22 protein-coding genes are annotated in these 22,834 nt (G+C 63.8%); 15 read left to right on the plus strand and 7 right to left on the minus strand.

What is annotated here, in order from left to right; all coding sequences use genetic code 11:
• Positions 1-18: 18 nt before the first annotated feature.
• From ASD99_RS26860 to ASD99_RS26870, 3 genes are all read right to left on the minus strand, one after another.
• Complete coding sequence (locus ASD99_RS26860; RefSeq protein WP_056580626.1) at positions 19-1,134, minus strand: ABC transporter substrate-binding protein; 1,116 nt, start codon at positions 1,132-1,134, stop codon at positions 19-21.
• Positions 1,135-1,203: 69 nt separating this feature from the next.
• Entirely contained in the window at positions 1,204-2,298 is a 1,095-nt protein-coding gene (locus ASD99_RS26865) for an ABC transporter ATP-binding protein (protein WP_056580629.1), read from the minus strand.
• 119 nt (positions 2,299-2,417) lie between these two features.
• A complete protein-coding gene (locus tag ASD99_RS26870; RefSeq protein WP_056580632.1) occupies positions 2,418-3,314 on the minus strand; it encodes a LysR substrate-binding domain-containing protein in 897 nt (298 codons plus the stop codon).
• A gap of 84 nt (positions 3,315-3,398) precedes the next feature.
• On the opposite strand from ASD99_RS26870, the gene ASD99_RS26875 reads away from it, so the two are divergent.
• The 14 genes from ASD99_RS26875 (at position 3,399) to ASD99_RS26940 (ending at position 18,278) form a co-directional block, all read left to right on the plus strand.
• A complete protein-coding gene (locus tag ASD99_RS26875; protein ID WP_057145433.1) occupies positions 3,399-5,027 on the plus strand; it encodes a hypothetical protein in 1,629 nt (542 codons plus the stop codon).
• Positions 5,014-5,946: a dimethylarginine dimethylaminohydrolase family protein gene (locus ASD99_RS26880; RefSeq protein ID WP_056580637.1), complete on the plus strand. Its 933-nt coding sequence runs from the start codon at positions 5,014-5,016 to the stop codon at positions 5,944-5,946. Before ASD99_RS26875 ends, ASD99_RS26880 begins: the two co-directional genes overlap by 14 nt.
• 162 nt (positions 5,947-6,108) lie before the next feature.
• Positions 6,109-6,726: a cupin domain-containing protein gene (locus ASD99_RS26885; protein WP_056580640.1), complete on the plus strand. Its 618-nt coding sequence runs from the start codon at positions 6,109-6,111 to the stop codon at positions 6,724-6,726.
• Between the two features lie 141 nt (positions 6,727-6,867).
• Positions 6,868-7,809: a substrate-binding domain-containing protein gene (locus ASD99_RS26890; protein ID WP_056580642.1), complete on the plus strand. Its 942-nt coding sequence runs from the start codon at positions 6,868-6,870 to the stop codon at positions 7,807-7,809.
• A 95-nt stretch (positions 7,810-7,904) separates the two neighbouring features.
• Positions 7,905-8,705 (plus strand): ATP-binding cassette domain-containing protein, encoded by an 801-nt coding sequence (locus tag ASD99_RS26895; RefSeq protein ID WP_413813955.1) that lies wholly within the window; start codon positions 7,905-7,907, stop codon positions 8,703-8,705.
• Positions 8,702-9,715, plus strand: coding sequence for an ABC transporter permease (locus ASD99_RS26900; protein WP_056580644.1), 1,014 nt, complete (start codon positions 8,702-8,704; stop codon positions 9,713-9,715). Before ASD99_RS26895 ends, ASD99_RS26900 begins: the two co-directional genes overlap by 4 nt.
• 1 nt (position 9,716) lies before the next feature.
• The gene (locus tag ASD99_RS26905) at positions 9,717-10,805 is read left to right on the plus strand and encodes a phosphotriesterase (protein ID WP_056580647.1); all 1,089 of its coding nucleotides are present in this window, start codon (positions 9,717-9,719) and stop codon (positions 10,803-10,805) included.
• A gap of 30 nt (positions 10,806-10,835) precedes the next feature.
• On the plus strand, positions 10,836-11,606 hold the full coding sequence (locus ASD99_RS26910; RefSeq protein ID WP_056580650.1) for a glutamine amidotransferase: 771 nt from the start codon (positions 10,836-10,838) through the stop codon (positions 11,604-11,606).
• A 2-nt stretch (positions 11,607-11,608) separates the two neighbouring features.
• Complete coding sequence (locus ASD99_RS26915) at positions 11,609-12,520, plus strand: ribokinase (protein WP_057145434.1); 912 nt, start codon at positions 11,609-11,611, stop codon at positions 12,518-12,520.
• Positions 12,517-13,365 (plus strand): BtpA/SgcQ family protein, encoded by an 849-nt coding sequence (locus ASD99_RS26920; RefSeq protein WP_057145435.1) that lies wholly within the window; start codon positions 12,517-12,519, stop codon positions 13,363-13,365. Before ASD99_RS26915 ends, ASD99_RS26920 begins: the two co-directional genes overlap by 4 nt.
• Positions 13,362-14,606, plus strand: coding sequence for a Zn-dependent hydrolase (locus ASD99_RS26925; protein ID WP_082525174.1), 1,245 nt, complete (start codon positions 13,362-13,364; stop codon positions 14,604-14,606). Before ASD99_RS26920 ends, ASD99_RS26925 begins: the two co-directional genes overlap by 4 nt.
• A gap of 251 nt (positions 14,607-14,857) precedes the next feature.
• On the plus strand, positions 14,858-17,011 hold the full coding sequence (locus tag ASD99_RS26930; RefSeq protein WP_057145436.1) for a transglycosylase domain-containing protein: 2,154 nt from the start codon (positions 14,858-14,860) through the stop codon (positions 17,009-17,011).
• Positions 17,012-17,131: 120 nt separating this feature from the next.
• Positions 17,132-17,716, plus strand: coding sequence for a DUF1214 domain-containing protein (locus ASD99_RS26935; RefSeq protein ID WP_056580664.1), 585 nt, complete (start codon positions 17,132-17,134; stop codon positions 17,714-17,716).
• Entirely contained in the window at positions 17,709-18,278 is a 570-nt protein-coding gene (locus ASD99_RS26940) for a DUF1254 domain-containing protein (RefSeq protein WP_056580667.1), read from the plus strand. Before ASD99_RS26935 ends, ASD99_RS26940 begins: the two co-directional genes overlap by 8 nt.
• On the opposite strand, the gene ASD99_RS26945 is transcribed toward ASD99_RS26940, so the two are convergent.
• Positions 18,275-18,463 carry a hypothetical protein gene (locus tag ASD99_RS26945; protein WP_082525175.1) on the minus strand — a complete coding sequence of 63 codons (189 nt, stop codon included), beginning with the start codon at positions 18,461-18,463 and terminating at the stop codon, positions 18,275-18,277. The genes ASD99_RS26940 and ASD99_RS26945 overlap by 4 nt on opposite strands.
• Before the next feature lie 188 nt (positions 18,464-18,651).
• Here ASD99_RS26945 and ASD99_RS26950 point away from each other — a divergent pair, with 188 nt between their 5' ends.
• Complete coding sequence (locus ASD99_RS26950) at positions 18,652-19,689, plus strand: hypothetical protein (protein ID WP_057145437.1); 1,038 nt, start codon at positions 18,652-18,654, stop codon at positions 19,687-19,689.
• Here the strand turns inward: ASD99_RS26950 and ASD99_RS26955 are convergent.
• From ASD99_RS26955 to ASD99_RS26965, 3 genes are all read right to left on the minus strand, one after another.
• Positions 19,667-20,014, minus strand: coding sequence for a DUF1491 family protein (locus tag ASD99_RS26955; RefSeq protein WP_056580674.1), 348 nt, complete (start codon positions 20,012-20,014; stop codon positions 19,667-19,669). The two genes, ASD99_RS26950 and ASD99_RS26955, sit on opposite strands and share 23 nt — an antisense overlap.
• Before the next feature lie 127 nt (positions 20,015-20,141).
• Positions 20,142-20,939 carry a peptidoglycan-binding protein gene (locus ASD99_RS26960; RefSeq protein WP_057145438.1) on the minus strand — a complete coding sequence of 266 codons (798 nt, stop codon included), beginning with the start codon at positions 20,937-20,939 and terminating at the stop codon, positions 20,142-20,144.
• The gene (locus tag ASD99_RS26965) at positions 20,914-22,662 is read right to left on the minus strand and encodes a PAS domain-containing sensor histidine kinase (RefSeq protein WP_057145439.1); all 1,749 of its coding nucleotides are present in this window, start codon (positions 22,660-22,662) and stop codon (positions 20,914-20,916) included. Before ASD99_RS26965 ends, ASD99_RS26960 begins: the two co-directional genes overlap by 26 nt.
• Between the last annotated feature and the right edge of the window lie 172 nt (positions 22,663-22,834).

The raw sequence follows: 22,834 nt of genomic DNA on the forward strand, positions 1-22,834 counted from the left end.
CCGGTCATCCGGCCCTGGTCAGGCCGAGATGATCTTGGTGTATTCGTCGAGCGCCGGCCCGTAGTTCTTGGCGTACCAATCCATGTCGAGAGCGATCTGCTTCTTCATGTTCTCGGGGTCGACCGGGTTGATGCGCTTCTTGTCGGCGGGGATCAGCGCGTCGGCTGCCGGATTGGCGGGACCCTGGCCGAGCTTGTCGAACATGACCAACTGCTTTTGCGGGTCCTGGGCGCTGGCGATGAACTTCATCGCAGCGTCCTTGCCGCCGGGGTTGTTCTTGAGCACAGCGAGTGCGCCGGGCGAGATCAGCCCCTGATCCCAGATGAACTTGATTTTGCCGCCCGAGTCCTGCTCGATCAGCGAAGCACGCGTCGACCAGACGATCGCCATCGAGGCCTCGCCATTGAGCAGCACGCTCTGGCTCTCGGCGCCGCCACCCCAATAAGCGACGACGTTTTCCTTGAAGGCGGCGATCTTGTCATGCGCGCGCTTGAGATCGAGCGGATAGAGCGACGCCGGCGCGACGCCGTCGGCGAGCAGCGCCGCTTCCCAGCTCGACACGCCCCATTTGTAGAGCGAGCGCTTGCCGGGGAATTTCTTCACGTCGAAGAAATCGGCCATGCCGGTCGGCGCGTCCTTGCCGTATTTCTCGGAATCATAGGCGATGACATAGGAGAAGAAGTAGGTCGAGGCGGCGTATTCCCAGCCAAAGCCCGGCCGCATCTTCTTCTTGTCGACGATTGCATAGTCGATCGGCTCGAGCGCGCCCTGGGCACCGAGCGTGATGGCCGAGAACGGGTCGACGTCGACGAGGTCCCAGGTCGGCGCGCCGCTCTTGAACTGCGCGGCGATGGCGCCTTCGGTCGGACCCGAACCGTCCATCTTGACGGTGATGCCGGTGTCCTTGGTGAAGGCCTGGCCGTAGGCCGCGTCATAGGCGGTGATGGCGTCGCCGCCCCAGTTGACCAGCACCAGTTCCTTGGCCTGCGCAAAGGCACCGGTCGAGCGCAGCAGCATTGGCGTGCCGGCCAGCACGAGTGCCGCCAGCTGCGTGAACTGCCGGCGCGAGATCTCGCCGCGACCTGCCCTGGCGGACAGGCCCTCAATGGCTTGTTTTTTGGTGTCATGTGTCATATCAGTTCCCCTTTTTTGTCGTTGATAATACCGGAAAGCAGTGGTGCCGATATCTCGCCACACCGTTCGTCATTGTCCTCCATGCGGGAGGAGGAAACCCTTTTCCGCCGGCCAGGTGAGCCAGACTGAGTTGCCCTTGCTGAGTGCGGCGGCCGCGACCTCGTTGGGCACCGAGACCGTGACCTTGGCGCCTTGCCGCGTCGTCAGGTCGAGCCGCGTCGCAGCGCCGAGATAGGTCGAGTTGGTGGCTGTCGCGGCGATGCCGTTCTCGCCGGCTGCCGCCTCACCCGATATCGACATGTATTCGGGCCGGATCGCCAGGATTGCATCGCCGCGCACCGCCTCGGCCTTGCAGCGCATGCTGACCGCGCGGTCTTCGCAGAGGCCGGTCGAGCCATAGTCGGACGGACGCACGCCCTTCAGCGGCAGCATGTTGATCTCGCCGAGGAATTCGGCGACGAAGCGGTTGTCCGGCCGGTCGTACACCTCGTCGGGCGCTCCGACCTGCAGCAGTTTGCCATGGTTGAAGATGGCAACGCGCGACGACAGCGCCAGCGCCTCGCTCTGGTCATGAGTGACGAAGACGAAGGTGGTGCCGGTCTCCTGGTGCAGCCGCTTCATCTCGGCCTGCATCTGGCCGCGCAAGCCCTTGTCAAGCGCGGAAAACGGCTCATCGAGCAACAGAACGCCCGGCTCGAACACCAGAGCGCGCGCCAGCGCCACGCGCTGCTGCTGACCGCCGGAAAGCTGCGCCGGCAGTTTTTTCTCGTGGCCCTTGAGGCCGACGCGTTCGATCATCTCACCGACCCGGCGCTTGATGTCGGCCGCCGATTTCTTGCGCACCTTGAGAGGGAAGGCGATGTTGGCTTCGACGCTCATATGCGGGAACAGCGCATAACCCTGGAACACCATGCCGGCGGCGCGTTGCTCGGCCGGCCGGTCGGTGATGTCGACGCCATCGCTGAACAGCCGACCCTCGGTCGGCTGCACGAAGCCGGCAAGGATCATCAGGAAAGTGGTCTTGCCCGAACCGGACGGCCCGAGCAGGGTCAGGAACTCGCCACGGCCGATATCGAGCGACAGATTGTCCAGCGCTCGGAACGAGCCGAAGCTCTTGCCGATCCCGATTGCCTTGATCTCTGCGGCACGGCCGGGTTGCTGCATACTGCCCTTTCCCTAACGCTTGTCGAAATCGTAGGCAGGGTGCCGGCTCACCGCAACCGAATAGTTTGCGCGTGATCGGCAAATTTGATTCATCTATGGCGGGCTGGCCCGCCATGCCCTCAATACGGCCTGACCGGGTTCTCCGAAAGTTTCGACCTCAGCCATCCCGCGAAGGCGTCGAGCACGGGGTGCGCCGTCTTTGCATGCTCGGACACCAGGAAATAGGAGCGTGGCGATTTGATCGCGATGTCGAAGGGGCGTACCAGCCGGCCTTCGCTCAGCGCCCGGCGACTGGTCAGCTCGTCGCCCATGGCGATGCCCTGGCCGGCAATCGCCGCCGAAAAGACCAGGTTCATGTCGGAAAAGAAGATGCCGCCCTCTGTGTCGGGGTTTTCCACCTTGGACAGGGCCAGCCAGCGTGCCCAGTCCTCGGTATCGCCGAGATGGAGGAGATTGGCGCGCAAGACATCGGCTGGCTTCGAGAATCCACCGACCTTGTTGAGCAGCGTCGGGCTGCACAACGGCGTGAAGGAAATCTCGCACAGAAGCTCGACCGCCCGGTTCGGCCAATTGCCGACACCAAAGGCGATGAAGGCATCGGCCTCGGCATTGCTGACATCATCCAGCCGCCGCGGCGTCAGGATACGCAGCGCGACATCGGGGTACATCTGCCGGAACTCGCCGATATGGGTGCACAGGAACAACGAGGCGAAGCCCGGCGTGCAGCTGACGCTGAACGAGCCGCCAACGCCGGTGCCGGCATGGCGCGTCACCGCGTCGCCCAGCACGGTCAGCGCCTTGCGCACATCGCCGGCGTAGCGCTGGCCGCGCGGCGTCAGCGCCACGCCCTTGCCGATGCGTTCGAGCAGGTCGAAGCCGAGGTCGCGCTCCAGCAGGCGAAGCTGGTGGCTGACGGCGCTGCGGGTCAGGTGCAACTCGTCGGCGGCGCGCCAGACGCTGCCGTGGCGGGCGAAGCTGTCGAGCGCGCGCAGCGCTTGTGTCGATGGTATGCGCAAGGAGCCTCAGGTGAACCGAATTTGCATGAGCCGGGAAAACATATCACTTTTTAGCGAACCGTTTCACTGCTTTCTTCTCATGCCATGGAGAACCCGGTGGCCACCTCGGCGCAAACAACCGCCCTTGCCTGTCTCGACGGCATCCTGCCGTTGCTGTCCGCGTGGACACGCACCATCTTCGATTTCGGCGAGACCGCGTGGCGCGAGTATCAATCCGCCGCCTGGTATGTCGAGCGACTGAAGCGCGAGGGCTTTTCCGTCGAGGAAGGGTCCGGCGGCATGCCGACTGCCTTCTGTGCGCATTGGACGAACGGCGCCGGGCCGACCATCGGCCTGTATGCCGAATATGACGCCGTGCCCGGCAATTGCCAGGATGCGGCGACCGTCAAGCGCCCTCGCCCGGGCCTTGGCGACCAGGCCGGCGGCCACACCGATCCGCATTCCGGGCTCGGCATCTCAAGCCTTGGCGGGTTGCTGGCGACCAAGGCGGCGATGCAGCGGCACGGCATCCCGGGCACGCTGCGATTCACCGGCGAGCCGGCCGAAAAGGTGCGCGGATCAAAGCCGATCCATGCCGCCAAGGGCTACTATGACGGGCTTGCCGGCATGATCTCCTTCCATCCCTTCTACATGCTGCCGCTCTGCAACACGGCACGCTGGGACACACATTGCGGCGCGGCCTATGCGATGATCTACCGCTTTGTGTGCGACGAACCCGAAAATTGGATTCGCGCAGGCGATGGCGCACCGATTCCGCAGTCGCATTCGGCGGTGCGCGCGCCCGGGGCCAATGACGCGCTTGTCATGATGTACATGGCCTCCAAGGCGCTGCGCGATTCCATGCTGCCGCATCAGGGCGGCTGGTCGATCAGCGAGGCGATCCTGACCGCCGGCCAGGCGACCGCCGACAATCTACCGGCGGGGCTCGCCGAGATTCAGTACATGATCCGCGTGCCGACGCTTGCCATGGCCGAGCAGGTCACCGCCATGCTCGACCGCAACGCGCAGGCTGCGGCAGCGATGAGCGGTTGCCGCACCGAGCGGCACTGGGTGTCGAAGTCACGGCCGGGGCTGGCCAACCACGCCATGGCCGAAATCGCCTATGACGCATTGTCAAGCGTCGGGCCGCCGCGCTGGGACGAGACGGCGAAGGCAATCGCCCGCGAAATCCAGGTCAATGCCGGCGGGGTGGCGACCGACGAACCGTTCATTGCCGAGATGGAGCAACTGATTGCGCCACAGGACGCCGAAGCGCTGCTGCGCCGCGACCTGCCGCCGTCGCAGCTCAATTCGACCTCCGACGACTACACCGACATGAGCTGGCATGCGCCGACGGCGCGTTTCTACGTCGCCCGTCCGGCACTACGCTCCGCAAATGGCCACGTCTATCCGGCCTGGGTGATGAATGCGCTGGGCGGCATTTCGGCGACGATCGACCCGATGGTCATCTGCGCGGCGAAGACGGTTGCGCTGGCAGCCCTTCGCCTGCTGGAGGACAAAGGCGCCCGCGATGCGGCGATGGACGAGTTCGTCACCCGCACCGGCGGCGGCGTCGGCGGTTCGACCTGGATCGCGCCGCTCTGCGACTACGATCCGCCGATTGGATTTCGCTGGCCCGAATATGTCACCACCCCGCGCGGGCGCGACTGGTGGATACCGAGCAGTCAAACACCCCAAGCCACCTCACGAGGAGCATCCCATGACCGTTCATGACCGCATTGTCGCCGAGCCGTTTTCGCTGCAGCGCCGCAACCCGGCCGGCGGCACCAAGCCGCTGACCGTCTGGGGCTTCGCCAACGAGACCGACATCCTGACCGACGTCCTGCTCGGCTCACCCAATTTCCTGCGCCATCTGTCGACCAGTTCGCTGTCGCGAAAGCATCTGCGCGAGGCGCCCTGCAACGTCCAGATCGCGCAGGCACAGCACAAGGACCTGGTCGCCGCTTACGAACATTTCGGCGTCAACATCCACTGGCACGAGCCGACGCCTGAGTTGCCGATGCAGGTCTATTCCCGTGATTCCAGCGTCATGACGCCCTACGGCGCTGTCATCACCGCGATGGCCAACTGGTGGCGGCGCGGCGAGAACTACGCCGCCATCCGCACCTACGAAAAGCTCGGCATCCCGATCTACGACATGGTCACGGCAGGTACGTTCGAGGGCGGCGACTTCAACGTCATCGAGGATGGCGTGGTGCTGATCGGCTGCGGCGGCGCGCGCACGCAGGAAGAAGGTGCGCGCCAGGTCCAGGCCTGGTTCGACAAGGAAGGCTGGGAAACCCGCATCGCCTTCATCGACGAGTACTATGTCCATATCGACCTGATGGTGGTGCCGATCGCCGAAAAACTCACCGCGGTCTGCCTCGCCTGCACCGAACCCGGCATTGTCGACTGGTTGAAGGGCAAGGGCCACGAGATCATCGACGTGCCGTTCCAGGACACGATGGCGCTCGGCTGCAACTTCATGTCGCTGGGCAAGGACCGGGTGATCGCACCAACCTCCAGCCAGACGCTGATCGGCCAGCTCAAGGCCCGCGGTTTCGAAGTCGCGGCCGTCGACATGAGCGAGATTTCCAAGACCGGCGGCGGCATCCACTGCATGGCGCAGGCGCTGAAGCGCGAGCCGGCGTAAGGGACTGCGACTCTCGCCGGTATCGAAACGGCGGGCGCGGCGCCTGCCCTGGACGGGTCCGTGGTTCCGATCCAGCGCGTTGTCCGATTTTCATGAGGATGGACAACGCCCGGGATCGGTTTTACGAGTCAGCCCAACCAGCGGAGATGTTCACGTCCCCCAATGAACAAGATCGATACCCACAACAGCAAGGGTGGCGACGAGCGCTCGACCGCCACCAGCATCTTGCGGCTCGGCACAAGGTTGAAGCTCTCCCGGCAGACGCGTGGCCTGACCTTGAAGGCGCTGGCCGCCGCCGCCAACTGCTCTGAAAGCCTGCTGTCCAAGGTCGAGAACGGCAAGGTCTCGCCCTCGCTTCCCATGCTTCACCGGCTTGTCGAGGTGCTCGGCACCAACATCGGCTGGATGTTCGAGGAGTCCGATGGCGAGGAAGGCATCGTCTTTCGGGCGGGAGCGCGGCCGTTGATCGCGCTCGATCCGCTTCGGCGCGGCGAAGGCATTTCGCTGGAGCGCGTCATTCCCTATTCGCCAGGCCATCTCCTGCAGTGCAACATCCATCATATCGAGGCAGGCGGCGAAAGCGCTGGCCCGATCCGGCATGCCGGCGAGGAAGTCGGCTATCTCCTGGAAGGCGCCATTGAACTGATGGTCGGTGAAAAGACGTTTCGCCTGTCCGTGGGCGATTCCTTCGTGTTCAACTCCGAACTGCCGCACTGGTACCGCAATGTCGGCGACGAACGCGCCAGCATTTTCTGGGTGAACACGCCGGCGACATTTTGATCTTGCGAGCCCCTGGATTCTCTTCGTCGACGCCAATTCAAGTCACTTGACAAGAAATCAAGTATCTTGAATTATGCTTGTGCGCTCAGGCGCCAGGTGAGCCCGATCAAGGGCCTTTCCGCAAAACCAAGGGGAACCGGAATGCGTCTTACCAAGATCCTTTCAGGCTGCGCCGCAGCCATCGCCATGACTCTCGCGCTTGGCTCCGCCTCCGCCATGGCCGAGACCTATGCACTCGTCACCATCAACCAGCAGGCGCTGTTCTTCAACCAGATCAATGACGGTGCCACCGCCGCTGCAAAGGCTGCCGGCGTCGACCTCGTCATCTTCAACGCCAACAACGTGCCGAGCGCGCAGAACGACGCGATCGAGAACTACATCACCCAGAAGGTCGACGGCATCATTCTCGTCGCCATCGATGTTAACGGTGTGAAGCCGGCGATCACCGCCGCCAAAGCAGCGGGCATTCCGGTCATTGCGATCGACGCGCAGATCCCGAATGGCGACAACGTCGCCTTCGTCGGCGTCGACAACACCAAGGCCGGCGAGGATATCGGCAAGTTCTACGCCGAATACGTCAAGACCAAATTGAACGGCACCGCCAAGATCGGCGTCGTCGGCGCGCTCAATTCGTTCATCCAGAACCAGCGCCTCGACGGCTTCAAGAAGGCCGTCATCGACAGCGGCCAGAAGGTCACCTTCCTCGACACGGTCGATGGTCAAAACGTCCAGGACGTAGCCCTGTCCGCCTCCGAAAACCTGATGACCGCCAATGCCGACATGACGACGCTTTATGCGACCGGGGAGCCGGCTCTGCTCGGCGCGGTTTCCGCCGTGACCAGCCAGGGTCGCACCGGCGACGTCAAGGTGTTCGGCTGGGACCTGACCAAGTCGGCTGTGCAAGGTCTCGAAGAGGGTTGGGTGATCGCCGTCGTCCAGCAGGATCCGGCTGGTGAAGGCAAGGCCGCTATCGAAGCCTTCGGCAAGCTCAAGAAGGGCGAGAAGATCGATCCGATCATCAATGTTCCGATCACCATCGTGACCAAGGAAAATGTCGGCCAGTTCAAGGACATGTTCAAGTAGTATCCTCCCCAGGCCGCCGGGCTGCGCAATGACCTGATGGTCGCCTGCGCGGCCCGGCGACCGAGTGAACATGTCGCGCCCAGAGAATTGGAACCATGATGAGCGATGGCGAGACCTACCGCGTCAGGATGACCGGTATTTCCAAACGGTACGGCCCTATCCAGACGCTGGACGATGTTTCGTTGAACCTGAAGCCCGGGGAGGTGCTCGGTCTGGTCGGCGACAATGGTGCCGGCAAATCCACCCTGAGCAAGGTTCTGTCCGGTGCCGTCATTCCGGATTCCGGCACCATCGAGATCGACGGCAAAGCCGTTTCGTTTTCCTCACCGGCCGATGCCCGTGCCGCACGGGTGGAGATGGTCTACCAGGACCTTTCGCTCTGCGACACGGTGGATGTGGCGGGCAATCTCTTCCTCGGTCGCGAGCCGCGACGCCACGTGCTCGGTGTCCCCTTTCTCGACAACAGACGCATGCATGACCAGACGCGTGAGATGCTCGACCGGCTCGGCATCGTCATTGCCGACACCAGGCTCAAGGTCGAAAACCTCTCCGGGGGGCAGCGCCAGTCGATTGCCATCGGCCGCGCCGCCTCCTTCGATCCGTCAGTGCTGATCATGGACGAGCCGACGGCCGCCCTTGCGGTGGCGGAAGTCGAGGCGGTCCTGGAGCTCATCCGCGCAGTCAGCGCCCGTGGTGTCAGCGTCATCCTCATCACCCACCGGTTGCAGGATCTGTTCCTGGTCTGCGACCGCATCCAGGTCATGTATGAGGGCCGCAATGTCGCCGAGCGCAACATCGGCGACACCAGTATCGAGGAGGTCGTCAACCTGATCGTCGGCCGGAAATTCACCGCGCGTTCGGCGCGCGCCAGCCGCGACGAGGGGGTCCAGCCATGAACGTCACCTCCGCCGGATTGGGCGCCTCGCCGCCTAAACGCGCCCACAACAGCACATGGAAGGATGTGGCGATAGCCAATGGCAGCGCCGTCTCCATCGCGCTGTTCTTCATCGTCGTTTGCGTGGTCTTCTCTCTGGTCACCGGTTCCTTCCTGACGACACCCAATCTGCTCAACATCGTGCGCCAGTCGGCGCCGCTGCTGATCGTTGCGGCTGCGATGACCTTCGTCATCACCACCGGCGGCATCGATCTCTCGGTCGGTTCCGTGCTGGCGCTGACGGCGACGCTATCGGCCGTCTTGCTCCAAGCCGGGCTGCCGTGGCCGCTCGTCGTCCTCGCCATGCTGGCGCTCGGCGCGGTGATCGGAGCCCTGCAGGGCTTCTTCATCGCCTATGAACGGATACCGGCCTTCATCGTTACGCTTGCCGGTCTCTCCGTCATCCGCGGCGTGGCGCTGCTGATCACCGGCGGCTATTCGATCCCGGTCGAGCCTACCAGCTTCTTCGTCAACATCGGCAGGGCCTGGTTTCTCGGTGTGCCGGTACCCGCACTGCTCGCCCTTGTCGTCCTGATCGTCGCCTATCTCGCCTTTAACCAGACGCCGTTCGGCCGCTATGTGACCGGCATCGGGGCCAACACTGAGGCCGTGCGCCGCGCCGGCGTCGATACACGCTTCATGACGCTCTTTGTCTATGTCCTGTCGGGCATGGCGGCGGCAGTGGCTGGCATTGTTCTTGCCGCCCGGCTCGGTTCCGGCTCGTCGAATTCCGGCCAGGGTTTCGAGCTCGATGTCATCGCCGCCGTGGTGCTTGGCGGCACCAGCCTGTTCGGCGGGCGCGGCACGATCATCGGCACCGTGCTCGGCGCGTTGACCGTCGCGGTCATCGGCAACGGCCTGATCCTCGCGCACATGTCGCCCTTCCTGACGCCGATCGTTACCGGCACAATCATCCTCGTTGCCATCTGGCTGAATTTCCGCCTGTTCAAGGGCGCAACGCGGAGCCGCTGACATGGATCATCTGTTCGACAACACGCCAAGGCAAAGGATGCCGATAGGTGTTCGCTCCGGCACCGTGATGACCGTTGCCGGCCCGGTCGCGATCGCCGACATGGGCGTGACGCTGATGCACGAGCATATCCTGCTCGATGGCGCGACATCGTGGAAATGCCCCTGTCATCCCGATGAGAAGAAGATCGCCGAACAGCCGGTCAGCATGGAGATCATCGGCGAACTGCGGATGAACCCCTACATGAACCGCGACAACGTCTCGCTCGACGACAGCGACCTGGCGCTTTCGGAACTGGCGAAGTACCGGGAGCTCGGCGGCCATACCGTGGTCGATGCGACCAATATCGGCATCGGCCGCGATCCGGAGAAGCTGGCGCGCATTGCCCGCGCCTCCGGACTGCGGATCGTCATGGGCACAGGCTTCTACCTGCAGCACACCCATCCCGACTGGTTGAAGGCTATGGACGTCGACGACGTCACTGAATTCCTGGTCAATGATGTCGGCGGCGGGGCGACGCAGCCCGAAATCATGGCCGGCATCATCGGCGAGGTCGGCGTCAGCAAGGATTTCACCGACGAGGAGCGCAAGTCGCTGCGGGCTTCGGCCCGCGCCGCGAAAATCACCGGCGTGCCGCTGACCATCCATCTGCCCGGCTGGGAACGGCTGGCGCATGACGTGCTCGACGTGGTCGAGGCGGAAGGCGCCGATCTCAGGCACACGGTGCTTTGCCACATGAACCCGAGCCACAACGATCTTGCCTACCAGAGAAGCCTTGCCGCGCGCGGCGCCTTCCTGGAATACGATATGATCGGCATGGATTTCTATTACGCCGACCAGGATGCGCAATCGCCGTCCGACGAGCAGAATGCCCAGGCGATCCGCTCGCTGATCGAGATGGGGCTGGTCGACCGGATCCTGCTTTCGCAGGACGTCTTTCTGAAGATCATGCTGACGCGCTTCGGCGGCTTCGGCTACGGCTTCATCCTCAAGCATTTCGTGCCGCGGCTGAGACGCCATGGGGTCGAGCAGTCGGCGATCGACCGCATGCTCGTCGACAATCCAACGACCGTGTTCGCCGAGGGCCTTTGAGTCGCGGCTCCAAGCAGTAAGGGAGTATACATGTCCAGGAAGAAGGTTCTTCTCGCAGGCGAGTCCTGGGTCTCGACCGCGACCCACATCAAGGGCTTCGACCAGTTTCCGACCGTGACCTATCACACCGGAGCCGACGAACTGCTGGCCGCGCTGAAGGACAGTCAGTTCGACGTCACCTTCATGCCGGCGCACGAGGCACAGCGGAATTTCCCGCAGACCATGGAAGCGCTTTCAGCCTATGACGCTGTCGTGCTTTCCGATCTCGGCGCCAACACGCTGCTGCTTCACCCCGACACCTGGATTCATTCCAAACCAACGCCGAACCGGCTGCGCTTGCTGCGCGACTATGTCGGCAACGGCGGCGGCCTGCTGATGTTCGGCGGCTACTACAGCTTCCAGGGCATCAATGGCGGCGCGCGCTATCACAAGACACCGGTCGAGGAGGTTCTGCCCGTCTCCTGCCTGCCGGTGGACGACCGCGTCGAGGTTCCGGAAGGCTATGCGCCGGTCGTTGTCGGCCCGCAGAGCCATCCGATCCTCAAGGGCCTCGGCAAGGATTGGCCGATCCTGCTCGGCTTCAACGAGGTCGTGGTCAAGGACGGTGCGGAAGTTCTCGCCACCGTGTCTTCCGATTACCGTTCGCTGCCGCTGCTGGTGACCGGCAAATATGGCCAGGGCCGCACCGTCGCCTGGACCTCAGATGTCGGCCCGCATTGGCTGCCGCCAGGCTTCATCGCCTGGAATGGCTACAAGACACTGTTCGAACAGATGCTGGGCTGGGCAACGGCCAGGGATTAGCGATGCGCGTCCATGTCGTCGGCAATGTCTGCGTCGATACGACGTTTCGGCTGGACCGGTTTCCGGCAGCGGGCGAGACGCTGAACGCATCGGAACATGCCGACGGGCTTGGCGGCAAGGGTGCGAACCAGGCGGTGGCCGCCGCCCGCACCGGAGCCGATGTCCGCCTCCACACCGCGATCGGCAACGATGCCGCCGGAACCTGGATAAGGGAACATCTGAGCCGCGATCTCGATGCCAGTCATCTGACGATGCTGCCGCTGCAGAGCGACCGGTCAACGATCATGGTCGATGCGCGAGGCGAAAACCTCATCGTCACCGGTGCCAGTTGCGCCGCCGCCTTCAATCCGCTGGCGGACAGTGGTTTCGCGCCGTCGATCGAGCACGGTGACATCGTGGTGATGCAGGGTAATCTTTCTCCCGAGACAACGACGGCCTGCCTCAGCGCGACGCGCGACGCGGGAGCCGTTACGATCTTCAATCCGAGCCCGCTCACGGCTGGCTACGCACCGATTTTGAGCGACGTCAGCCTCGCTATCGCCAATGCAGGCGAGGCGGCGCTTCTCACCGGAGCCGCCGAACCTGCCGCGGCAGCCCGCGAGTTGATCCGGCAAGGCGCCGGAGCCGCCATCGTGACGCTTGGCGCGCAGGGCTGCCTGGTGGCCGATGGCGAAGGACGGATCGACCGGATCGCGGCGCCCAAGGTGACTGTGGTAGACACCAGCGGCGCGGGCGATGTCTTTTGCGGATGCCTCGCCGGCTGCCTTGCGGCCGGTATCGACCTCGCCATGGCAGCGCGTATCGCGGTGCGCGCCGCGGCTATTTCCGTCGGCCGCGCCGGCACGCTCGGCTCCTGCCCCGACAGGCGGGAGATGAAAATACTCATGGAAACGACGGAAGCGGAAACCGCATGACAAAATCCCCCAAATCCATCGGCTCCAAACAGGTCGCCAATGACGCGCTGCAGTCGATCTTCGGCAAAAGCAAGGTGGTGATCGGCGTCGTTCATCTGGCACCGCTGCCGGGCGCGCCGCGCTACGATGGCGAGGCGGTCGAGGCCATCTATCAGCGTGGCATTGACGACGCCAAAGCCTATCTCAACGGCGGCTGCGACGGCGTGATCGTCGAGAACCATGGCGACGTGCCGTTCGCCAAGCCAGATGATATCGGGCCTGAAACCTCCGCCTATATGTCCGTCGTCTCCGACCGCATCCGCCGAGAACTCGGCCGGCCGATCGGCATCAACGTGCTTGCCAATGCCTCCATCCCGGCACTGTCGATCGCCAGCGCCTCCGGTGCTTCCTTCGTCCGCGTCAATCAATGGGCCAACGCCTATGTCGCCAATGAGGGCCTTATCGAGGGAGAGGCAGCACGCGCCATGCGCTTCCGTGCCAGGCTTCGGGCCAACGGCATCCGGATCTTTGCCGATGCCCATGTCAAACATGGCGCCCATGCGATCGTTGGGGACCGGCCGGTCGAGGAACAAGTCAAGGACCTGGTCTTCTTCGATGCCGATGCGGTGATCGCGACCGGCCAGCGCACCGGCCACGCCGCCGACCTCGACTATATCAGGATGATCAAGGAGGCCGCTGGACTGCCGACGCTTGTCGGCAGCGGGGTGACGCCCGACAATGCCAACGACATCCTCGACATCGTCGACGGCGTCATTGTCGCCAGCTCGCTGAAATATGACGGCGTCTGGTGGAACCAGGTCGACCCGCAGCGGGTGAAGGCCTTCATCCGCGACCTCAAGCGGTGACTTTGGTGCCCGAAATCGATGGCGAGCGACTGCTCGGACGGCTCGATGCTTTCGCCCGGATCGGCGCGACACCGGCAGGCGGCGTCAACCGGCAGGCGTTCAGCGTCGAGGATCGCAACGCCCGGCGCCTGCTGGCGAAGCTGGCGATGGAGCGCGGCTTCGCGGTGTTTCAGGACGGCATCGCGAACCTCTTCGTCCGCCGCGAGGGCACGGATGCCACGCTGCCGCCGCTGCTGATCGGCAGCCACCTCGACAGCCAGCCGACCGGCGGGCGCTTCGACGGCGCGCTCGGCACGCTTGCCGCTTTCGAGGTGCTAGAAGCGCTGGAGGACGCGAAGACTGAAACCGGAATGCCGATCGAGGTCGTCGCCTGGGCCAATGAAGAAGGCAGCCGCTTCGCGCCGGGCGTGATGGGTTCCATGGCCTTCACCGGTGCGGATCCCGCCGCATGGAAATCAATTGTCGGCGCCGACGGCGCGTCCCTCGCAACGGAGATCGAGGCGACGATCGCCGCCTTGCCGGAGGCAGCCCTTCGTCCGATCGGCAAGCCGATATCAGGCTATATCGAGCTGCATATCGAACAGGGACCGTCGCTGGAAAAGGAGCGGTTGCCGATCGGTGTCGTCACCGCCGTGCAGGGCACGCGCTGGCTGGAAGTCTCCATTGAGGGCACTGCCGGTCACGCCGGTACCACCGGCCTTGCCTACCGCAGGGATCCGATGGTCGCCGCCGTTGCTGCAATGCACAGGCTGCAGACGACGATCATGCCGCCCGACAGCAGCGCGCGGCTGACTGTGGGCCGGATCGCCGCCAAGCCAGGATCGATCAACGCCATACCGCAATCCGTGGCCTTCACCGTCGACATCAGGCATCCACGGGTAGAGCGGCTCGATGCCATCGATGCCGAGTTGCGCCAGGTCTGCGCGGCGGAGGCAGAGGCCCAGCATTGCGCGGCAACGATCAAACGATCGTTCGACATGCCCGGGGCGGCATTCTCTCCCGATATGGTCAAAATCGTCGAGGCGGCTGTCAGTTCCCTGCGGCTCCCGCACAAGCAGATGATATCGGGCGCATTCCATGACGCGCTGTTCCTCGCCCGAGTGGCGCCTGCCGCGATGATCTTCGTGCCGTGCCGCGACGGGCTTAGCCACAACGAGGCGGAATATGTGGAACCTGCCTACGCAGTCACCGGCGCACGGGTTCTGCTGCATGCGACCATAGCGGCAGCCTCGCCGCGATGACCATTTAAGAACATTGTCTCTGACAGGCTGATCGCGCCGACCTCGAGCCGGCCAGCTTAACGAGCGCGGTTTCGAGGTGGCGCCGGTCGCCATTCATGCCTGCCCCCTGCCCTTTGCACCAACAAACCGTGCAGCTGTGTCCTCCCTGCCCTTGTGAGTGTCCGCAAAATGGATGAATAGTCGGGACGGTGTCCGCCCTGAAATTGCCGGCTTGCGGTTTTCAGATCGCGCCACAATCGCCGGATTTCCGAATGGCCAGTCCTGAACCGCGCAAGAGAAGAGGTCCGATCGCCACAAGGCTGCTGGCGCTCGACGCGTGGATCGATTCCTCGCTCTACGAGATCGGTTTCAAGGCGCGCCAGTTCTGGGAAGGCGCGACGATCTTCTCGCGGCGCTTCCGCGTCAACGGCTGGCGCCGTGGCATCATCGAACTGTTGAGCGAAGGCTTTACGCTCGGCGCCGGCGGCATCGTGGTGATGCTGGCGCTGGCCATCCCGGCTTTCCAGGATACAACCGGGGACTGGCGCGCCCAGGGCGACTTCGCCGTCACCTTCCTTGACCGCTATGGTAACGAGATCGGCCAGCGCGGCATCATCCAGCGCGATTCCGTGCCGGTCGACGAGATGCCCGATCACGTCATCAAGGCGGTGCTCGCCACCGAGGATCGCCGCTTCTTCGATCACTACGGCATCGATGTACTGGGCCTTTCGCGCGCCATCTTCGAGAATGTGCGGGCAAACTCCGTCGTCCAGGGTGGCTCGAGCATCACCCAGCAGCTGGCCAAGAACCTGTTCCTCACCAATGAGCGCACGCTGGAGCGCAAGATCAAGGAAGCCTTCCTGTCGCTGTGGCTCGAGGCCAATCTGTCGAAGAAGGAAATCCTGCAGCTCTATCTCGATCGCGCCTATATGGGCGGCGGTACGTTCGGCATCGAGGCGGCCGCCGACTTCTATTTCGGCAAGAGCGTCAAGGACCTGAACCTCGCCGAGGCGGCGATGCTGGCCGGGCTGTTCAAGGCGCCGACCAAATATGCTCCCCACATCAACCTGCCGGCGGCGCGTGCGCGTGCCAATGTGGTGCTGTCCAATCTTGTCGACGCCGGTTTCATGACCGAGGGCCAAGTCCTGCAGGCAAGGTTGCATCCGGCCGATGTCGTCGATCGCGGCGAACAGAAAAGCCCGGACTATTACCTCGACTGGGCGTTCGACGAGGTCAAGAAGATCGCCAAGCCGGGCCAGCACTCGCTTGTTGCCCACACCACCTTCGACGCCAACATCCAGAAGGCAGCGGAAGAATCGGTGGAGTTCCACCTGCGCCAGTTCGGCAAGGAATATAATGTCACCGAAGGCGCGGTCGTCGTCATCGAGACCAACGGCGCCGTGCGCGCCATCGTCGGTGGCCGCGACTATGGCGCCAGCCAGTTCAACCGTGCCACCAAGGCGCTGCGCCAGACCGGCTCGTCATTCAAACCCTATGTCTACGCAACGGCGATGGAACACGGCTTCACCCCCAACTCCATCATTTCCGGCGGCCCGATCAGCTGGGGCAGCTGGTCGCCGCACAATTACAGCGGTGGATCGGCGGGCAACGTCACGCTGATCATGGCAATGGCCAAATCGATCAACACCGTGCCGGTGCGGCTGGCCAAGGACTATCTCGGTATTCCGCCGATCAAGGCCATGGCCGAGGCGATGGGCGTGGAATCGCCGCTCGAAGCGCACAAGACCATGGTGCTCGGCACCTCGGGCATGACGGTGATGGACCAAGCGACGGGCTACAGCGTGTTCGCCGACAACGGCTTCGTCGGCTCCCGGCACGGCATCACCCAACTGGTGACCCGCACCGGCGAGGTGGTTTATGATTTCGCCAAGGACGCGCCGCCGCCACACCGTGTGCTGTCGGAGCAGGCGCTCAAATCGATGAACACCATGCTGGCCGCGGTGCCGGTGATGGGCACGGCGCGGCGGGCTCAACTTCCCAACATCGTCGTCGCCGGCAAGACCGGCACGACGCAATCCTACCGCGACGCCTGGTTTGTCGGCTTCACCGGGAACTACACGGCGGCGGTGTGGATGGGCAACGACGACTTCACGCCGACCAAGAACATGACGGGCGGCTCGCTACCGGCGATGGTGTGGCAGCGACTGATGGTCTACGCGCACCAGAACATCGACCTCAAGCCGATTCCGGGTATCGACAAGCCCTTCGTCGACGAGGAGATCGCGGCCAAGGCAGAGGAAGCGCAGAAGAAGAGCGACGCGCAGGCGGCGGCCGATGCAGCCGCCGAACGGCCGCCGGTGCTGTCCAGCCGGACCACGCAGACGCTGCGGGACATGACAAGGCTGTTCCAGTCGGCGCCCGCCCTCAGTACGCCTCAACCGCCGGAGACGCTGTCGGCGCTGTGATTTTCTGATTGGGTGAGTCTTTCCGACTGGTCTGGGCGGGCAAATCCATCGGCCCGCTTGCCACAAGGCCCTGCGCCGCGATATCCCCGAGCGGCAACTCTTCGGTGTCCCCGGCCCTTCATGCTCAAAAATGCTTTCCTGACGCTGCTTTCGCTTGCCATAGCCATCGTCGGCGGTGGCGGCAGCGTCTGGTATGCGCTGAAATTCCAGGGTGGTGTCGGCGCGATCCGGATCGGCCAATGGACAGCCTTTCCCGATATCGGCACGCCGTCCGCCGATCCCTATTCCAAGGCCCGCGTGGCACGCGAGGGCGTGCTTGCGCTCGGCCGCGCCGAAGGCCTGTCCTTTGTCGCCGAGCGCGACACGGGCGGCGCCGAGCTCAAGCGCGAATGCACCTACACCATCGAGGGTGGATTTCCGACGGCGCGGTTCTGGACGCTCTATGCCGCCGACCAGTCGCTCGGCGTGGTCGAAACCGGCAAACCCCGGCTGGCGGCACTGCAATCCTATGGTGTTGTACGACAACCCGATAACTCGGTCGTCATTTCCGCCGGCCATCACCCGATGCCGGGCAACTGGCTGCTGACGGACGGCTTCGGCAGGATGTATTTCGTGCTGACCTTCTACGACACGCCGATCGCCAGCAGCACCGGCCTGTCCGACGTCTCGCTGCCGCGGATCGTAAAGGTCGGCTGCGATGCGTAGTTTCTATGCGGCGATGCGCAGGCTTCTGCATGCCGTCCTGCTCGGCCTGCTCGGCGCCGGCATCGTGCACATCGCCGTGCTGCTTCTGGTGCCTGAATTTTCCGAACGCGATGCCTGGTCGCGGCTGTCCATGGCGTCGGATCTCTACAGGATGACGCGGCTCGATGCCGAGGCCGGTGGCGCGCCCGTGGTGAAATCCGTCGACCCGCTGTTTTACGCGACAGCGTGCCGGTTCGACCTGGGCGAAGGCATGGTCCGCATCAAGGCGCCAGGACATGTCCCGTTCTGGTCAGTGTCGGTCTATGACCGCAGCGGCCACAACATCTATTCCTTCAACGACCACACCGCGACCGGCGGCGTGCTGGATGCCGTCGTGCTGACGCCGGCGCAGATGATCGACGTGCGCAAGGACCTTCCCGAGGACCTTCAGGGAGCGATCTTTGTCGAAGCACCGATCGAGGAAGGCATCTTCGTCATCCGCGCCTTCGTGCCCGATGACAGCTGGAAGCCGATCGTATCACGCTTCTTCGAGCAGAGTTCCTGCGAGCTGCAGGACTTCTAGTGATGCGGGACCGGCTTCGTCCCTGGCGACCCCGGCTTGTCAGGATCGACCGGCCGCACTTCGCCGGCATGAGACCGCTCGTAGCGGATGCCGGGAAAGATGATCACCGCCGCCGGAATTTCGGCGGCTTGCTTTGCTCGATTGTTTGGTGCCGTACGCGGCACGAAAGACAGTACCATGCCCATGGTTCGCGCATTCCTCTCGGTTTCCCCGGAGCACAACGCAACGCCTCCAAATATCATTAAGGCCGGCAGAGGGTTAACGGAGCGCTAACGGATCGTCGCTAACTTGATCTTTGTTCTTGGCGCTCGCGAAACCGACACAGTCCCGGTCGAGCGTGCCCAAGCTTGTGTCGAGTACGGGCGTATCCTTCGTGTCATCTTCGGACTTCAGGCAAATCGCGGTACGAAAAGACTCGGGAAAGGCCGAAAGGCTGTTCCGCGCCGCAGTGTCGGCGTTCTGCTCGCTCACCCGCCCTTCACGCCGTGAGATCGGCCAACTCGAAGACCTGACGCTGCCGCTGTTCGACAATGTGTCCGTCGAATCCCGCCGTTACGTGGCGGCCGCCCTTTCCGAATGCGAATATGCCCCTGCGGCACTGGTGCGCCGTCTCTGCGAGGAACCGGTCGACATTGCCGCGCCGTTGCTCATCCGCTCACGCGCCGTCAACGACATCGATCTCATCGCGCTTATCGGGCGACATGGCCTGCCGCATGCCCGCGCCATTGGGCGCCGCAAGGGCCTGAACCCGACCATCGCCGATCTGATCCGGGCGCTGGAAAGGCCAACTCTGGTGCGCGTGCGGGAGCCGGAGGCGAAAGCCATCGCAGCAGACGAGATGGTGTCGGTGAGCACGGAAACGGCCTCCGACGAGCCCGCCCGAGAACAGGCGCTCGGCATCGCAGCCGAGAATGCACGGCGCAGGCTGCGCTCGATGATGCGCACGGGCGACGAGACGGCAGCGACGAACGCCGATCTATTCACAGGCGCCGACACCTATGTGAAATTGCGCGAGACAGCGCTGACGGGAAACGCCGCGTTCTTCCAGACCGCGCTCGCCGATGCGCTCGATATCGATTTCTCGATCGCGCGATCGCTCACCGCCAACCATAACTGCGCATCGCTGCTTGCGGCATTGCGCTCGCTGGACCTCAGCGAAGACAAGGCCTTCCTGATCGCCGTTGCCGTCTACCCCAGCCAATTCCCACATCCTCAAGCTATCCGCACCTTCCTCGACCGCTACCGCCAGCTGCATCGCGAGGCGGCCCAGGACAAGGTGCGGCACTGGAAAGCCGAAACCCTCTCGAGGGTGGTTCGCGACGCCGCACCGGCAAACAGCGATACCCGCATGGCATCGAACAGCGACGATGCGGCTGAGACCTCCGGCCTCAGGGCGTCTTCACGGAAATAAGTTCCTCGACAGGCACGGTGCCGGCCTCGATCTCGACCACCCAGATGTCGGGATCGAACTTCTTTTCCCGTTCCAGCCTGGCATCGAGCACTGCGGCATCGTCGCCGGCTCCGAGCAGACTGAAAAACCGGTCGTCGGGCTTGGCCGAATCGTAGCTTGTCTGCGGTGCCGGCCCGAACAGGGCAACCTCGCCCAGCCTGCCCCGCGCCAGGACGAAGACAGCGCCGGCTTCGGTCGCGCCACGCTTGACCACGGCGGCAAATCCGCCGGCGCCGAAAACCCGGCGCAACAGGGCCGAGACCCACAGATCCGATGTGACGCGCATGAGAGAACTCCGCTAATGCATGTCGCCCAAAAGTGGCCCCGGTTTTGGGACAACGACATGCATGAAAACAAGGCAAGCGGGTTCTGTATCGATATTTGCGCCGCTCGGCGAGCCGTCGTTTCGGCCGTCAGTTGGTCAGGCCGATCTCGCGCATCTTGACGTAGACGATCTCATCGGGCTCGCCCGTCTGCGGCAGCCCGAACAGCGACTGGAATTCCTTGATCGCCGCCTTGGTGCGCGCGCCGACGACGCCATCCAGTTGCATGTCGTCATTGCCGAACGCCTTGAGCCCGGCCTGGATCTTGACGATGCGGGCATCGGGCGCTTGCGTCGCGGCATTCGGATCGGCGGTATTCGCCTGCCCTGAATTTGTCTGCAAAGACACCGGAACGGCGGCCGGCATATCCGGGCGCGGCTGCGGCCTGGGTACGACGGAAGCGGTTTTCGGCGTCGCGCCCAATTGATCCAACAGAAGCGCATCGATCTCGCCGGATGCGTTGAGCCCGACCTTCTGCTGATAGGCCTGGATGGCCTTGCGCGTGTTGGGCCCGGAAATGCCGTCGACCGTTCCGGAATAGAAATCGAGATCCTTCAGTATGCCTTGCACCTGCTCGACCACCGGGTCACCTTTGATCGGCGCCGGCGCGCCGGATGGCCGCACGATGTTGAATGTCGTCTCCGGTTCGTCGGACGCCGCGCGCGGAAAGCCCTCGATGCTGCGGGTCGCGAAAAACGCGCCGGCATGAGGGAACGGCTGATACCACAAGGCATTGGCGGAAACGTAGAACAACGTCACCAGGAATGCGGTCGAGCCACCCACCAGGACAGGATTGCGCGAGATCATGCCACCGACGGCGACGGCGCCGTCCTGAAAGGCATTGCTGCGGCGCTTGACCGCCTTAGGCTGTTTTGCGGAGCGAGCCATTTCTGTCCCCTTTCGCCATGGCCACAGGCATCGTCAGCACGCCGGCCTTCTCCGCCTGATGCCCCTTCGGTCCGTTCACCGGCAGGCTGATGGTCACCGTGGTGCCCTCGCCCGGCATGCTTTCAATGGACATCGTGCCTTCGTGCAGCGCCACCAGGCCCTTGACCAACGACAGGCCGAGACCGGTCCCCTCGAAACGGCGGGTATAGTCGTTCTGGATCTGCATGAAGGGCTTGCCGAGATTGGCAAAATCCTCCTCGGCGATGCCGATGCCGGTGTCCCTGACCCAGAAATGCAAGCGCGAGCCGATCCGCTTGGCGCCGACGACGACATCGCCGCCATCGGGGGTGAATTTGATCGCATTGGAGACGAGGTTGATGAGCATCTGCTGCACGGCACGCTGATCGGCATTGATGTCGCCGGCGTCCGGCGCGATCTGCGCCTGCAGATGGATGTTCTTGGCCTGCGCCTGCAGTTGCATCATCGACTGGCACATGTCGACCGCTTCCGCGAACCGAAACGGCTCCGGTTCGGTCGCATAGACGCCCGATTCAATCCTGGACACGTCGAGTATCGAGGTCACGACTGCAAGCAGATGCTGGCCCGAATCCCTCACAAGGCCGACATATTCCTTCTGGCGCGGATCCTTGAAGGCGCCGAACATTTCATGCAGCAGCATGTCCGAGAAGCCGATAATGGCATTCAGCGGCGTGCGCAATTCGTGGCTGACCACCGCAAGGAAGCGCCCCTTCGCCACCTCGGCGGACGCGGCCGCTTCATTGGCCGCCGCCAGATCCTCGCGCAGCCGGGCAATCTCGTCATTCTCGCGCAGGACAAGCGTGAAGACGTCGCCCTGTTCCTCGGCTCGCACCAGATCGAGCGAGAACGGCCGATAATTGTCGGCCGTCATGCGACTGTCATTCTGGCCATGGCCGTTCTGGGGCAGCCTGATGCGCAATTCGAGCCGGCGCGACAACGCGCCGTCGCGCATGTCAGCCAGGGCGCTGAGATAGGAAACGCGATCCGACAGATGGACGCGATCGAAAAGGCCGCTTCCGGACAGCAATTCGGGCGGCAATTTCAGAAGCGTGCGCGCCTTTGGCGAAGCGTCCAGAACCTCGCCATGACGGGCGACGCGCAAGATCACCGCATCGATGATGTCTTCAAGCCGGTCGGCAGTGTCGACCACATCAGCCGCATCGGCCGTGTTTCGAAACGCCGATGCGCGCGGGATCAGCGTGAGCGCCCAGGCCAACGGCACCAGCCAGTGCCACGCCGCGATCTGCGCTCCTGCGAACGGGAACACGGTTCCAGCCAGAGGCTGAGCCAGGATGGCGACAGCGGCCGACAGGGCTCCCCACAGTGCCGCGCGCCGTGAGGCGCCGATCCACCAGGCTTCGAATGGCAGCGCCACGACAAGCATGGCGACAGGCGAACTCAGCCCGCCCGCGGCGGCAATGAGACTGCCGAGAGAAATGCCCGCCACTGCCAGGGCGATCCGACTCGCCATCGCCATCTTGCCGGTCGCCGCCACCAGCAGGGCGACGAACCAGCACAGGCCAAAGGCCGCGAAGATGGCGGCCATGGTGACGGCGGCGCCCATGCCCGAAGTGACCAGCGTGACCGCGGCACCCGCGGCAAAGAAAGGAGCAGCGAGCATGACGCCGATGAAGCGGCGCTGGCGCTCGCGGTCGCCCTGCCCAAGGATGGACGGATGGACCATACGTTCGCAACCGGCGGCAATCGCGCCAGGCAATTCAACGTATCTGGCCTTGATTGAACTCAACTCAACGCACCCGTAATCGTCGTGGACAGCTCTGCCCTGCAGATCTTTCTGGTTGGCTTTGAAACTCGCATCCAGCGTTTAAGGAATGGATAAGGCAGGGCCGACCAAA

The organism is Mesorhizobium sp. Root695, assembly GCF_001428185.1.
Taxonomy (GTDB): domain Bacteria; phylum Pseudomonadota; class Alphaproteobacteria; order Rhizobiales; family Rhizobiaceae; genus Mesorhizobium.